The sequence below is a fragment of the Bradyrhizobium sp. GW821-FHT13H05 genome, assembly GCF_058804065.1.
The window spans coordinates 164293-177917 of sequence record NZ_JBXAPO010000002.1; the positions used below are offsets into that span (position 1 = coordinate 164293).

General features: G+C 64.6%; 11 protein-coding genes. 2 read left to right on the forward strand and 9 right to left on the reverse strand.

What is annotated here, in order from left to right:
- Nucleotides 1-277: 277 nt before the first annotated feature.
- From AC1RR3_RS05300 to AC1RR3_RS05325, 6 genes are all read right to left on the reverse strand, one after another.
- Entirely contained in the window at nucleotides 278-1027 is a 750-nt protein-coding gene (locus tag AC1RR3_RS05300; RefSeq protein WP_492820088.1) for a phosphorylase, read from the reverse strand.
- A complete protein-coding gene (shc, locus tag AC1RR3_RS05305) occupies nucleotides 1024-2976 on the reverse strand; it encodes a squalene--hopene cyclase (protein WP_492820090.1) in 1953 nt (650 codons plus the stop codon). The genes AC1RR3_RS05300 and shc overlap by 4 nt, the downstream gene beginning before the upstream one ends.
- 79 nt (nucleotides 2977-3055) lie before the next feature.
- Complete coding sequence (hpnE, locus tag AC1RR3_RS05310) at nucleotides 3056-4312, reverse strand: hydroxysqualene dehydroxylase HpnE (RefSeq protein WP_492820092.1); 1257 nt, start codon at nucleotides 4310-4312, stop codon at nucleotides 3056-3058.
- Nucleotides 4312-5151, reverse strand: a complete 840-nt coding sequence (gene hpnD, locus AC1RR3_RS05315) for a presqualene diphosphate synthase HpnD (protein ID WP_492820094.1) — start codon at nucleotides 5149-5151, stop codon at nucleotides 4312-4314. Before hpnD ends, hpnE begins: the two co-directional genes overlap by 1 nt.
- On the reverse strand, nucleotides 5141-6025 hold the full coding sequence (gene hpnC, locus AC1RR3_RS05320) for a squalene synthase HpnC (RefSeq protein ID WP_492820096.1): 885 nt from the start codon (nucleotides 6023-6025) through the stop codon (nucleotides 5141-5143). Before hpnC ends, hpnD begins: the two co-directional genes overlap by 11 nt.
- A gap of 191 nt (nucleotides 6026-6216) precedes the next feature.
- Complete coding sequence (locus AC1RR3_RS05325; RefSeq protein WP_008144014.1) at nucleotides 6217-6450, reverse strand: hypothetical protein; 234 nt, start codon at nucleotides 6448-6450, stop codon at nucleotides 6217-6219.
- A 459-nt stretch (nucleotides 6451-6909) separates the two neighbouring features.
- Between AC1RR3_RS05325 and AC1RR3_RS05330 the strand changes: the two genes are divergently transcribed.
- The gene (locus AC1RR3_RS05330) at nucleotides 6910-7407 is read left to right on the forward strand and encodes a hypothetical protein (RefSeq protein WP_492820098.1); all 498 of its coding nucleotides are present in this window, start codon (nucleotides 6910-6912) and stop codon (nucleotides 7405-7407) included.
- Nucleotides 7408-7470: 63 nt separating this feature from the next.
- On the forward strand, nucleotides 7471-8316 hold the full coding sequence (locus tag AC1RR3_RS05335) for a hypothetical protein (protein WP_492820100.1): 846 nt from the start codon (nucleotides 7471-7473) through the stop codon (nucleotides 8314-8316).
- Nucleotides 8317-8329: 13 nt separating this feature from the next.
- Here the strand turns inward: AC1RR3_RS05335 and AC1RR3_RS05340 are convergent, their stop codons facing one another.
- From AC1RR3_RS05340 to AC1RR3_RS05350, 3 genes are all read right to left on the reverse strand, one after another.
- Nucleotides 8330-10288 (reverse strand): tetratricopeptide repeat protein, encoded by a 1959-nt coding sequence (locus AC1RR3_RS05340; protein ID WP_492820102.1) that lies wholly within the window; start codon nucleotides 10286-10288, stop codon nucleotides 8330-8332.
- A 93-nt stretch (nucleotides 10289-10381) separates the two neighbouring features.
- On the reverse strand, nucleotides 10382-11173 hold the full coding sequence (locus AC1RR3_RS05345) for a class I SAM-dependent methyltransferase (protein ID WP_492820104.1): 792 nt from the start codon (nucleotides 11171-11173) through the stop codon (nucleotides 10382-10384).
- Between the two features lie 73 nt (nucleotides 11174-11246).
- A complete protein-coding gene (locus AC1RR3_RS05350) occupies nucleotides 11247-13610 on the reverse strand; it encodes an efflux RND transporter permease subunit (RefSeq protein ID WP_492820106.1) in 2364 nt (787 codons plus the stop codon).
- Between the last annotated feature and the right edge of the window lie 15 nt (nucleotides 13611-13625).

The following is a 13625-nucleotide window of genomic DNA, read 5'->3' on the forward strand; positions in this document are numbered from 1 at the left end:
AGTCTTGATGGACCAGGAAGCGGACTGAACCCGACCGGTCTCGCTGCGAGCGCGAGCATGGCTCAGATGCATTCCAGATACGCGAAACGGGCATTCCCTGACATCTCTACGGTGGCCATGCGGGAGACGTTACGGTCGCTGGAAATTATTATACGTGAGTTGACGGTCACGCCTGACGCAATTTACCGACGCGGCTTCGCTTCATCCGGCACGAACCATAGAAAAGGCCCGGTCACCAGTGGCGACCGGGCCTTTTTCTTTGCCGAAAGGAAATCGCTCAGGCCGCCTTGGAGACCATGGTCTCGCTCTCCACGAGTTCCGTCCCGATCAGATAATCGCGGCAGCCGCGCAAGGAGCGCAGCGCGCGGTTGAAGTCGATGCCGGTGGAGACCAGGGCATGCAGCGTGGTCGGGTTGCGGACGATGCCGCGCAGGACGGCGGCGAGGTCGATCTGGCCGTTCGGCTTGATGGCGGCGCGGGCGAGCGCCGGCAGCGCGCGATGGGCGGGATCGCTGATGACGCGGACGGCGGCGAAGGGTAGCCCGGCCTCGGCGGCGTAGGCGGCCGCGATGTGGCTTTCCATGTCAACGGCGGAGGCGCCGGTCTCCGAATGCAGCGCCGCCTTGCAGGAGCGTCCGGTGACCACTTCCTCAGCACCGGCGAGGCTGCCGCGCACGACGCGGCGGCGGTCGGATGTCAGGCGGTCGATCAGGTCGTCGCCGAGCGAGAGGCCGGCGGCCCAGCGGGTGTCTCCGGAGAGCACCTCGGTCGCCAGCACGACGTCGCCGGAGCGCAAGGTCGGGTCGAGCCCGCCGGCGACGCCGAACGAGATCACGCCGCGAATCGTTTCGGGATCCACGACCGTCAAGAGCGCCCGCAACTGGGTCGGGCTGCTCGACGAACAAATGACCGCCATTCCGGGCCCGGCAGCGATGCGGGCCTCCTGAACCAGACCGGTCACGATCAATATGGGCCGCGGATCAATGGCATTGCCCGCGGTAACATAGTCCCCCGTCCCCAAAGTCACATCCCGACCCCTACCACCCTGCTGTTGGTGTTCCGCAAGTTCCGATACCGCGCCAACGCCCACAGCGGGAAGAACTTAGGGTAACCATGATACCGTAGATAGAATACACGGGGAAAGCCTGTGGCGGTGTACCGCTGCTCGTCCCACAGTCCTTTTTCGTTCTGTGTTGCAATCAGGTACTCCACCCCGCGGGCGACGGCCGGGTGATCAACCTCGCCAGCTGCCATCAGGGCAAGCAAGGCCCATGCCGTTTGCGAGGCCGTCGAGGGCGCCGCTTCCCAGCCCTTGTAGTCGAGCCTGTAGCTGACGGCGTCCTCGCCCCAGCCGCCGTCCTGATTCTGGATCGAGGCCAGCCAGGCCGCCGCCTTGCGCATCATGGGGTCGTCGTGGCGGACACCGGCCATGTTGAGGGCACAGAGCACCGACCAGGTTCCATAGATGAAGTTCATGCCCCAGCGGCCATACCAGGACCCCTCGGGGTGTTGGGTGTTCCTGAGATAGGCGACCCCGTCGGCGACGTGCTTGCTGGTCTTCTCGGTCTCGCCGAGCTGACCCAGCATCGAGATGCAGCGGGCGGTGACGTCCTCGGTCGGCGGATCGAGCAGCGCGCCATGGTCCGAGAACGGGATGTTGTTGAGGTAATATTCGAGATTGTTGACGTCGAAGGCCGCCCAGCCGCCGTCGTCGCTCTGCATCCCCTCGATCCACTCCCGGGCGCGGTCGATCGCCGCGTCATACCCGGCAGTGCCGTGCTCCCGGCGCATGCGGTCCATCGACATCACCACGACAGCGGTGTCGTCGAGATCGGGATAATGGGCGTTGTTGTACTGGAAGGCCCAGCCACCCGGGCGCACGTCGGGCCGCTTCACCGCCCAGTCGCCCTTCACCTCGAGCTCCTGCTTCGGGATCAGCCAGTCGAGGCCCTGCCTGGCGGCAGGCACCGCCTTGTCGCCGCCGGCTTCCAGCAGCGCGTGGGCGGTCAGCGTCGTGTCCCACACCGGCGAGACGCAGGGCTGGCAATAGGCCTCGTCGTCGCCGATCACGAGCAGCTTGTCGATGCCCCGGCGCGTGATCGCGCGCGGCGGGAAATTCTCGTCCTTGCCGAGCGCATCGTACATCATGACGATGTTGGCCATGGGCGGATAGATCGCGCCCATGCCGTCCTCGCCGTTGAGCCGCTCCTCGGTGAAGGCAAGCGCCGCATCGATCGCGCGCTGGCGCAGGCTCTTCGGAAACATCGGCTCAACCACGCGCAAAATGCCGTCGAGCGCGCGGAACAGCACGAACCAGGCCATGCTCTGGTGCGGTGCCTTCGCGGTCATGCCGATCGAACGCGGATCCTGCAGAAACAGCTCGTCGATGCCGACGCCTAGCGGATTCTTCGCGCGCGGCTTGAGTGCGGCGATCACCATCAGCGGCACCATGGTGGTGCGCGCCCAATACGAGATCTTGTTGATGTGGAACGGCGACCAGAACGGCAGCAGCACGATCTCGATCGGCAGCACCGGCACCGCGCGCCAGGTCACGACGCCAAACATCGCAAGCAGGAAGCGCGTGAAGACGTTGCTGTTGATGGCGCCGCCGCGGGCGTGGATCGCCTCGCGCGCACGCACCATGTGCGGGGCGTCGACGGAATCGCCGATCATCTTCAGCGCGAAGTAAGCCTTTACGCTGGCGCTCATGTCGAACTCGCCGTCATGCACCAGCGGCCAGCCGCCATGGGCGCCTTGCACGCGGCGGAGATAATTGCCGATCTTGGCTTCGAGCACGGTGTCGACCGGCTCGGCGAGATAATGGCGCAGCAGGACGTATTCGGCCGGAATCGTGCAGTCGGCCTCGAGCTCGAATACCCAATGGCCGTCGGATTGCTGAAAGCCGAGGACGCCTTGCGTGGCTGACGCAATGCTCGATTCCAGGACCTCGCGGGCGGTCGCGTTCACGGAATCCATCTCGCTCGATTACTCCGATAGTTGATTTGAATTGAGTTGTCTTGAAGTGACTTGGACCAATGCCCGTCAGGGCCGCTCGTCAGGATCCCTTGGCGGCCAGAACCAGATCGGCGGCGCGATCACCGGACCGGACCGATCCCTCGATGGTTGCAGGCAATCCCGTAGCAGTCCAGTCGCCGGCAAGAAACAGGTTTTTCAGCGCCGTGACCGGCCCCGGGCGCAGGGCATTTTGCGCCGGCGTGGCGGCAAACGTCGCACGGCGCTCGCGCACGATCTGCCAGGGAGGCAACTCGCCGGACACGCCGCCGGCCTTGCAGACGTCGTTCCAGATCGCCTGCGCGAGTTCCTCGCGCGGCATGTCGACGAGACGGTCGCCGTTGCTGATGGTGACGGACAGCCGGTTCGGAAACGCGAACAGCCATTCCACGACGCCGCCGATCACGCCGAGGATCGGTGCCGAACCCGGCGGCGGCTCAATGCGGAAATGCGCGTTGACGATGGCACGGAACTCGGTCGGCGTCTTCAGGCCCGGCAGCAAGCTCGCAGCGGAGCGCGGCGGCACCGCCATCACGATGACATCGCCGGCGCCAAGCTGGATCACATCCTCGCCGCCGAAATTCAGCGCGCCGACCTTGCCGTCATTGCTGACGAAGGAACGCAATTCGTGACCGAGCTGAACGGAGTGACCGCGCTCAGTCAAAAACGTCACGGCAGGCTCGATCAAGACGGCGCTGAGGCCGTCGCGCGCGATCAGCGGACGGCAGGCCTGCCCGCCCGCGAGCAGCGTCTCGCGCACGATCGCGCCGGCAAGCCCGGCCGAGCCTTCGGGCGGATCGACGTTGAGCGCTGCGAGCAGCAGCGGCTGCACCAGACGCTGGTAGAGAGTGCCTTCACAGGGAATGGACTTGCCGACCAGCGTCTCCTCCGACGCCCAGATCAGCGGCGCCAGCTTCAGATAGTCGGTGAGCCCGGTATCGGGAACGCGGCGGCTCTCGTCGAGCACCCAGGTCGGCAGCCGGCCGGCGCCGAGATCGATCTGCCAGCGCTGCCCGGTCTTGATATCGACGAACGGAAACTGCGCGCTTTCGGGGCCGACGAGGCCCGCCTCGGTGCCGATCGAGCGCGCATAGGCGCGCGCGTGACTGTTGCCCGACAGCAGCAGATGATTGCCGTTGTCGATGGTGAGACCGGTCGCGCCGTCGAAATAGGAACGGCAACGGCCGCCGGCCTGGTGCGTCGCTTCGTGCACGGCGACCTTGAAGCCGGCATTGGCGAGCCGCACGGCGGCGGAGAGGCCGGAAATTCCGGCGCCGATGATGTGAGCTGTCTTTTGCATCAGATGAAAGCGTAACGGAGCAGGATCAGGATGCGTGTGACCTTCGACACACGTACCGGCTCGCGCGGCGCGTTGAAACCGCGCGCGATCAGGAGGTCCAGAATGGAATGGTAGTATTTCGACATGATCCGCGGCGCGCGCACGGCGCGGCGCCTGTTGCGGTTCATGATCTCGTCCGACTTCTCGAAATAGACTTTCGCGCGCTGGGCCAGCGGCAGGCAGACCTTCGGCAGCGCGCGCTCGGTGATGACGCGGTTCGGATCATCAGAGGTGATGCCGGCATGCAGCAGCGCCTCGCGCGGCAGATAGAGCCGGCCGAGGCCGGCGTCCTCATCGATGTCGCGCAGGATGTTGGTGAGCTGGAGCGCGCGGCCCAGATGATACGCAAGCTGGATGCCGTCTTCCTCGGGCAGGCCGAACACCCGCACCGACAATCGTCCCACCGCGCTCGCAACGCGATCGCAATAGAGATCCAGCGTCGCCATGTCGGGCGCGCGGATGTCCTGCGGCACGTCCATCTCCATGCCGTCGACGATGGCCAGGAAATCTTCGCGCTTGAGGCCAAAGGCCTTCACCGAGCCGACATAGTCGGCAAGGCGCGGCGGTGGATTGCCCTGATAGAGCGCATCGATGTCGTGGCGCCATTCCTGAAGCGCGGCGAGCCGTTCGTCGCGCGGGCCGTCGGAATCGGCGATGTCGTCGACCTGTCGGCAGAAGCTGTAGATCTGGAACATCGCCTCGCGCTGGTCGCGCGGCAGGATGCGCATCGCGGCATAGAAGGAGCTGCCGGATGCGCTCGAGCCATAATTGGCGCCGGGCGAGGTCGCCTCAAGCGTCATGTGCAGTCCCCGGTCTGGAAATGGCCTTGCGCCCGATCGCGCGGCGGCCGACTTCGCCGATCATGCCGGCGAGGCTGAAAATGAGGAGCTCGAACTTGTTCAGATGCACGCGCTCCCGCAAGGGATCGCGCACCCTGAGCAGGCGCACGATGCGATCGGCATAGGCCTGGATCACCGCGACGTCGACGCCGAGGCGGACATCCCGGATCTCCGCAGCTAGCGACCTGCCCTCGTCGAGCAGCGCTTCGTTGCGCACGGCGAGCGCTTGAAGGCAGGCCAGCATCTCCGGCGGCGACTGGGCAAGCCCGAGCTGCTCGACCGAGGCGCCGCTCGCGGCCAGCGCATCGCGCGGCAGATAGACGCGGTTGAGCTCGCGGAAATCCTTGCCGCAATCCTGGAGGTGGTTGTTGATCTGGAGGCCTGCACAGAGCGCATCCGATGCGGCCCAGGTCGAGGTGCTCTCGCCATGGACGTCGAGCATGAAGCGGCCGACCGGCATCGCCGAGTAGCGGCAATAATGGATGACCTCGTCCCAGGTCTCGTAGCGCAGCTTGTTCACGTCCATGCGGAACGCGATCAGCACGTCGAGCGCGTGGCGGGGGGCCATGCCGCGCTCGGCCAGCGCACGGCGCAAGGTGACGGCTTCGGCCTGGGTATCGCCCTTGCCTAGCAGTTCCGCCTCGAACAGGTCGAGCAAGCGGAGCTTCTCGTCGGGCGGCAGCGTCGCGTGGTCGGCGATATCGTCGGCGGTGCGGACGAAATTGTAATAGGCCAGAATCAGCGCGCGATGACGCGGATGAATGATCCAGGACGCGACGGGAAAATTCTCGTCGCGGTCACCCTTGCCGGATCGCAATTCGCTCGCAGAGGTCATCGAGGGCTGGTCAACAATCGTTTGGACAGGAAGGGCTTTTTGCTCGCGCGGGCCCGTGCCGGCGGTGCCGCCGCGGCCCCCATATAGGGGAATACGGCCGCAAAACCAATCCTGTCTGTCGATGGCTGCCCTTGGCGGATCTGGCCCGAAAAGGCGGCCCGGGGGCCACCCTTGTGGGCCAGTGGCCGAGCTTACTGGTTGTGGTTCTTCAGGACCTGGTCGCAGGCCTGCGAGATCTTGGCCCGGTTCTCCTTCAGGCAGGCCAGGATGGTGAAATCACCCTGATCGATGACCGGGCGGCAGAACTTCTGCACATCGCGCGTGCAGGCCTTCTGCTCGGAGTCCGTGCCACGCCCTGCCTGGGCAAATGCCGCCGTCGAAAGGGATGCCGACAGCAGGGTGAGAGCGACGAGAAGCTTACGCATTGTATTCCTTCATTCTGACGGCAGAATCGCACCGATCCCGGACAGCACTGGGCGGACGACCGGAACGGTTTATTCTGATGGCAAGTCGCCGCTGAAAGTGCGGCCTTGGGAGAAGGCACAAGCACTGGCAAATGCGGCCAAATTGGCGCCACACCCACCAAATCGGGTCTTCCCTTGCCCCTCATTGGCAGATGTAAGAGGTTGATACTAAGTCATAATTCAGGCACCGCGCATTTTACTGCATGGCTGTTGCAGCGCTGCATCTGTCCACGTCGCCATTTCCGCCAGAAACATACCGAAACACGGGAAATCGCTGGCTCCGGGTATGGCGCGGGGGCCCCGTGAACCACCATCTCTGGCCGCCGGGCGTTGAACCTGACACAGGCTCGCAACACTAAACCTTCGATGTGGCGAGACGTTCTTCCTGAGCAAACGTCGTTCGAAAACGGGATATTCAAAATGCAATTCTTTGGGCGATCTGGACAGGCGATCAAGGTGGCCGGCATTGGGGCCGCGCTGCTCTTCTCGGTTTCGGCAAGCCACGCTCAGTCGTCTGGACCGTTTGCCGGCTTCGACGGCGCGTGGACCGGCACCGGCACGGTGTCGCTGTCCGACGGTTCCACCGAACGCATCCGCTGCAAGGCGGACTACAAGGTCGCTGGCAGCGGTCTCGCCCTCAAGCAGGCCCTGCACTGCGCGTCCGACAGCTACAAGTTCGACCTCACCAGCGACGTGACGAGCCAGGGCGAGCGGATCTCCGGCAATTGGAGCGAATCCAACCGCAACATCTTCGGCAATTTGCAAGGCACCGCCGGCGGCGGCCAGATCGACGTGTTCGTCGAGGCCAACGGCTTTGCCGCCAATCTGTCGCTGCGCACCAATGGCACCAAGCAGACGGTGCAGATCTCTTCCAAGGGCGAGATCCGCGGCGTCAACATCACGATGACGAAGGGCTGACGCCCTTCCCAACGGATAAGGAACGCGCCTCCGGTTCTCGCGAGCCGGGGGCTTTTTGCTGACATGAACCATCTACGCAGACACCTGCTCAAAGCCGTCGGGCTCTTCGCCGCCAGTCGCGCATGGGCCAATGATCAACCGTCAATCCCACGGGGGATGGACATGCAGCCTTCGTCGGTAAAACCGCGTCACGTGCTCTGCTTCCTCGGCAAGGACGACAGCCTGCTGCATCCGCCGAAGGCGGTCGCCAGGGCGATCGCGGATTTCAACTTCGAGATCGACCGCACCTATTCGCAAGCCAAACCCGATCCGCACATGGAGCGATCGTTCGGTGTGTGCTGGGATCGCGTGTTTCCCAACGCATGGAGCGCCTCCGACGAAGCCGCCGTGGCCAACCACAAAGCAGTGCTCTATTTGCTGAGCCCGCCCCTGGAGCAGCAGAAAGCAGTCGCCTATTCGGCCGCCGCCTTGCGCATCGTCGAGGAGATGATCGAGGCCGGTGCCACCGCCGTGAAAGGCGAAAGCGCCGGCGTTGCCCATGGCATCGCGCGGTGGCGCAGTCTCGCCGATCAGGCGCGCAAGGGCGCCACGACCAGCGAGGGCCTTGGCATGACCCTCGCCGTTGCCAAGACGTGCCGTCTTGCGTTCGCCAAGCGCCCGCTCGGCGGCGATCGCTACAACGAAACTGTCGGCTATCACCTGGTCGGCCTGCCGGATATCTATGTCGCGAAATCGCGCGGCAACGAATGGTCGGCCGTGATGCTCATGGAGGAGATTGCCAACGCCATGGCCGAGCGAGGCGTCGAGGCGACGCTGCGCGATCGCCAGTTGACGCTCTCGCGGGAGCAAGACTACGCCGAGGACAACTTCAAGTTCAATCCGTACGGAATCGTCCGTATCGACACGTGAGCGCGAGACGCGATCAATCTGGCGCCTGGTGCATGGTCCGCCCCCGCAGATCGGCGCGCAGCCGCTCGAAGACGCCGCTCCAGTCGTTTCGACGCTGCTGTCGATATAATCTCGCAGTCGGATACCACGGACTGTCCTCGCGCTCGAGGAGCCAGCGCCAATCCGGGGTGAACGGCAGCAAGGTCCATACCGGGCGTCCGAGTGCGCCGGCAAGGTGCACGACGGATGTGTCGACCGAAATCAGCAGATCAAGGGCGCACAGGGCAGCCGCCGTGTCTGCCAGATCATTGAGGGCTGGCGACAGATCGGTAACGGCGTGCGACAGTTCGAGCGAGGTGGCGCGATCCGCCGGCCGGACATCTTTCTGCAGGCCATAAAGTCGTACTCCGGGGACGAGCAGTTCGGGCAGCAGCACGGCCGCGGCGATCGAGCGCTGACGATCGCCCTTGTGATTCGGGTTGCCGGACCAGACGACCCCCACACGGAAGTCCTCGTCAGCGCCGAGGCTCTGACGCCAGGCCGCGACTCCCGCCGGATCGGCAGCGAGATACGGGATCTCGGCCGGGATACTGTCGAGATCGCTCCTGAACAATCGCGGCAGGCTCATGAGCGGAATATGAAAGTCGAAGTCCGGCTGCGGCTCATTGCTGCCGATCACCGTTATACCGGTGAGCGATGAGCGTAGCAGTCGCTCGAGCCCGGCGGGCGCGAGCATGATCACGTGGGCACCGGCGCGCGTCAGCAGCGGGAGATAACGGACGAATTGCAGGACGTCACCAAGCCCCTGCTCGGGACGTACGAGCAAGGTTCGGTTGGCAAGATCTTCGCCTTGCCAGAGCGGCTGCCGCAGGTTGGGCGCCTTGAGGTTGCGAACCCCGCCGCGCCAGCGCCACTCGTATTCCTCCCAGCCCTGGCCAAGCTTGCCGTGCCGCAACAGATTGACCGCCAGATTGAAGCGGGCTTTGCCAGAGCCCGGTGCCAGCGCCGCAGCGCGCTGAAGAAGATCGAGCGCAATCTCGCCAAGCCCTTGTTGCTGGAGCGCGACGCCGAGATTGGACAGCGCCATTGCGTTCTCGGGATCCAGCACGAGTGCTTGCCGGTAGCATGCGATCGCAGCGTCGAGCTCGTCCTGCCCCTGGAGGGCGACGCCGAGATTGATATGCGCGTCAACATGCGCCGGATCGAGCGCCAGCGCCTGGCGGCACGCCGTGACTGCCTCGTCACGATAGCCGAGCTCTTCAAGAGCCGCCCCGAGATTGATCGAGGCTTCAACATGCGAGGGATCGAGGACCAGCGCTTTGCGGTAGCACACGATCGCCTCGTCGCAGCGACCTAGCTCCTCCAGCGCGAGGCCGAGATTGGCGTAGGAATCGGCACCGTTGGGACGCAGCTTGATTGCCTGCCGGTAGGCATCGACGGCGGCATCCGGCCGGCCGGCGTCCTTGAGCACGACACCCAGGTTGAAGTGAATCACGGCCGAGTTCGGATCGTGGTTGACGGCCCGTTGCAAGGCTTCGACTGCCTCGGAATGCAGACCGCTATCGTTGAGGACAATACCGAGCTTGGAATGGAGCTGAGCGCGTGTCGTCGCCAACCGGATGGCACGCCGATAACAAGCAATAGCGTCGACGCGACGGCACTCGACCGTGAAGGCGTCGCCGAGAATCTCGAGTGCTTGAGCATCGTTCTGACGGATCGCCAAGGCGCACTGCAACAACTCGATGGCCTCAGCGCGCGCTTCTGGCGCGCCGTCGAGGCAGAGCACCACCGCCAGCAGAACCATGGCATCCCGAAAGCGACGGTCTTTCGTGAGGATGGCACGGCAGAGCGCTCCCGCCTCGGCAAGGCGGCCGCCGGCGTGATGGCTCACGGCGGTCCTGAAGGCCGCCCCGACATCACCGACGTCAACCATATTGTCGCTCCTCCGCGCTTTGTCACGATCTTCAACGGCCGGCATGCGGATTTCGGGCATGATATTGTTCGCCGGGAACGGCACCCAAGGACGCGCGCGGGAAGTTCAGCTCCTGCGGGATCGTTCAGATCGCCCCGTGAACGCAAGACACGATCAGTCCTTGCGCGCGACGCATTCGCAGCGGCATCTGAAATACACGGCGTCCGGATCGCCTTCCCAGGCGTCCCATCCGGCAAGTGCCGCCCGAATCTCGTCATCGGTGGCGAGCGACTTGCTCTGGAGCTGCGGGCCGAGTCCGAGCAGGCTCCGCCTGGCATCGGCGACCGCCTCGTTGCGGCTCGCCGCATCGGCGCTGTGATTGACATAGCTGGCGCCGGCCCAGACCGGCGTGAAACCGTGCGCGCGAAGAATGGAGCTCTGCCGGCGGCCGAAGCGAAGCGCCTCCGGGTCGTCATGCTCGTACCATCGTTGCCAGAGGTCGAGCGCGAGGCGCACGCCGTCGAGTTCGGGATGAAGAATGTTGCCGCCGACATCGGCGTCACGTGTTGCGACGAGGCCGCCCGGCTTCAGTACACGACGCGCTTCCGCCAGCGTTCGCGTCAGCACCACCTGGCTCTGATGGTACAGCACCGCATGAAAGAACACCGCGTCGAACGCCTCGTTCTCAAACGGAAGTGCAGTTATGTCGGCTTCGACGAAAGAGAGGTTGGTCAGGGCCGCCTCCGCCGCGAGCCCGCTGGCTGCGGCGATGGCCTTCGGCTCGATATCGACGCCGATCGCCTTTCCGACGATGCCTGCGAGTGCGGCCGTGATGGTCCCGGGTCCACAACCGGCGTCGAGCAGAATCATGTCCGATGTCAGGAACGGGACAAAAAAGGCGGCTGAATCGCCGCCTCGCTTCTGCTGAAACGCCACGATGGAGCTATCGTGCCGTGTCGTTCCCATGATCTATCCCCGGTCGGATTTCCAGCGCAGTCGTTCAGACTGCGCCGATTCCATGTCCGGTGGATGAAGCCGCTCAGATCGCCGGCTTGTCGCCCTGAAGCTTGGCGTGCAGGTTGATCAGCCACATCGCCGTCGGCCGCAGGATGAAGAGGTCGGCAACAAGCGCCATGACCATCGAGAAGGCGCTGAGCCAGCCGAACAGCCGCAGCGACGGCAGGTCGGAGAACACGGTGACGACGAGGCCGCAAGCCAGCACCAGCGTGGTCAGAATCAACGCCGGGCCGACCAGCACGGTCGCCCGCTCCACGGCAAGCGCCGAGCCGACGCCCGGCTTGCTCTCCAGCCTGAGGCGGTTGAGGAAGTGGATGGTGGCGCTCAAGCCAAGGCCGAACGAAACGGTGAGCGCGACGACGCTGGCGAATTGCAGTCCCTCGCCCATCGCCCACAGCACCGTTCCCGACATCACCACCGGGAAGATGCCCGGCAGGATGCAGGCGAACATCACGACCCACGAGCGGAAGGCCAAGCCGATGAAGATTGCGACCAGCGCGAACTCGACGGTGAGCCCGCGGTTGAGCTTCTCGATCATGCCGGCCGAGTTGCGCGCGGCAATGGCGGCAAGGCCCGTTACCGCCACTTCATAGCCGGGATGCTTCTTGCGGACGGCGTCGAGCTCGGAATCGAGCTTGTCGACGATTGGCAGGAGCTGGCTGGAATCCTTGTCCGGCACGCGGCCTGCGACCACGACGGCGTCCTGTTCGGCGTCGATGAACCGACGCACCAGATGCTCGGGAATGACGCTCACATACTCTTTAAGCGTCGCGACGTCGGCGCCGCCGGCCTTTTCCGCAAGCCAGCGGCGCAGAGTCTCAAGCGACCAGACATTGCCGACGCCGGCAGCCTTTTCGACGGTCGCATGCACGTCCGCGATGGTCTGGAGCGTCTCCGGCGAGTAGAGCGTCTCGCCCTTAGGGAACTGGATCAGCACGTTGACCGGATTGGCACCGGTCAGCTTGGCATCGAGCCGGTCGCTGGCGGCGACCGCCTGGCGCTTGTCCGGCACCTGGTCTGCAAGCCGGTAGCGCGGCTCCAGATTGGCGTAGATCACGCCGAGGCCGGCGACGAACACCACCGCGATCAGGCTGAACAGGCCGGGACGGCCCACCATGCGCACCGCGATCCAGTAGCAGAAATTGCGCAGCGCCTGCACACCGGCATCCGCGCTCTGGAACTTGGTCGCAAAGACCTTCTCGTTCCGCACCAGCAGCACGCCGAACACCGGCACCAGCGACAACACCGCGACCAGCGCGATGAGGGTGGCGGCGAGGCCCGCCTCGCCGAATTTGCGGATCAGGTCGGAATCGGAGAACTGGAGCGCGATGAAGGAAATGCCGGCGGTGCCGTGCGTCAGCACGCAGGCCGGGCCCACCACCAGCACCGCGTTCTTGAATGCGGTGAACTTGTCCTGGCCTGCGATCAGCCGGTCGCGCGCGGCGAAGGTGAGCTGCATCGAGTCCGAGAAGCTGATGACCATGATGAGCGGCGTCATCACGTTCAGGAACATGTTGAGGTTGAAATTGGCCCAGCCGAGCGCGCCAAGCGCCAGCAGGATCGCGATCATCGGCGGGAACGCCGCCGCCACCATGAACGAGATCTTGCGGAAGAAGATGATGGCGATGACGCAGCCGGCGAGAATGCCGAGGATGTTGTAGGTGAGGCCGTCGCGCTCGACCGCGTTGCGGATCTCAAGCTGCATCACCGGCACGCCGGAGAGCTGCACGTTGAGTCCGGTGTCGCTGAGATCTTCCTTCATCAGGGCGCGGATGTCGGCGACGGTCTTGGTCAGCTTGTTGGAGGCGACCACCTCCGGATCGAGCGACAGCACGATCAGCGCGAGCGTGCCGTCTTCCGACAACAGCTTGCCGCGGATGATCTCGTTGGCTTTGACGGTCTCGATGAACTTGTCATAAGCCGGGCCCTCGGGGAGCTCGGCCGGGAACAATGCCGCCGGCAGCTTGCCCGGTGCCGGCGCCTGACGCGCGGAGAACAGCGAGACCAGGCCGCGCGTGCCTTCGACGAGCTGCATGTCGGTGACGAAGTCGCGCAGCTTCTCGAGGTTTTTCCGCGCCAGCAGGGTCTTGCCCTCGACCACGACGAGGACGTCGAATTCCTCGGCCGGGAACTTCTTTGTCACCGCTTCATACTGGCGGAATTCCGGCGTGTTGGACCGGAACAGCTGGGACAGCGAATCGTCGATCTTGATCCGGTGAATGCCAAACACCGCGCCGACGATCAGCACGAGCAGGACGATGCAGGACACGATCGGTGCCCGGACGGCGATCAGCCCGATGCGCTCCAGCCCGAAGGCGATGGAGGACGCAGGCCCCTGCTCGACCTTGTCGACATGAACCTCACTCTCGCTGTGCTTTTCGAGCATGCCTTATCCAGTTCC

Bases quoted from the DNA above. Each gene is read 5' to 3' on its own strand.
- hpnC (WP_492820096.1), bottom strand. From the start codon at position 6,025: ATGACCTCTGCGAGCGAATTGCGATCCGGCAAGGGTGACCGCGACGAG.
- hpnD (WP_492820094.1), bottom strand. From the start codon at position 5,151: ATGACGCTTGAGGCGACCTCGCCCGGCGCCAATTATGGCTCGAGCGCA.
- AC1RR3_RS05350 (WP_492820106.1), bottom strand. From the start codon at position 13,610: ATGCTCGAAAAGCACAGCGAGAGTGAGGTTCATGTCGACAAGGTCGAG.
- AC1RR3_RS05335 (WP_492820100.1), top strand. From the start codon at position 7,471: ATGAACCATCTACGCAGACACCTGCTCAAAGCCGTCGGGCTCTTCGCC.
- AC1RR3_RS05345 (WP_492820104.1), bottom strand. From the start codon at position 11,173: ATGGGAACGACACGGCACGATAGCTCCATCGTGGCGTTTCAGCAGAAG.
- shc (WP_492820090.1), bottom strand. From the start codon at position 2,976: ATGGATTCCGTGAACGCGACCGCCCGCGAGGTCCTGGAATCGAGCATT.
- AC1RR3_RS05340 (WP_492820102.1), bottom strand. From the start codon at position 10,288: ATGCCCGAAATCCGCATGCCGGCCGTTGAAGATCGTGACAAAGCGCGG.
- AC1RR3_RS05325 (WP_008144014.1), bottom strand. From the start codon at position 6,450: ATGCGTAAGCTTCTCGTCGCTCTCACCCTGCTGTCGGCATCCCTTTCG.
- AC1RR3_RS05330 (WP_492820098.1), top strand. From the start codon at position 6,910: ATGCAATTCTTTGGGCGATCTGGACAGGCGATCAAGGTGGCCGGCATT.
- hpnE (WP_492820092.1), bottom strand. From the start codon at position 4,312: ATGCAAAAGACAGCTCACATCATCGGCGCCGGAATTTCCGGCCTCTCC.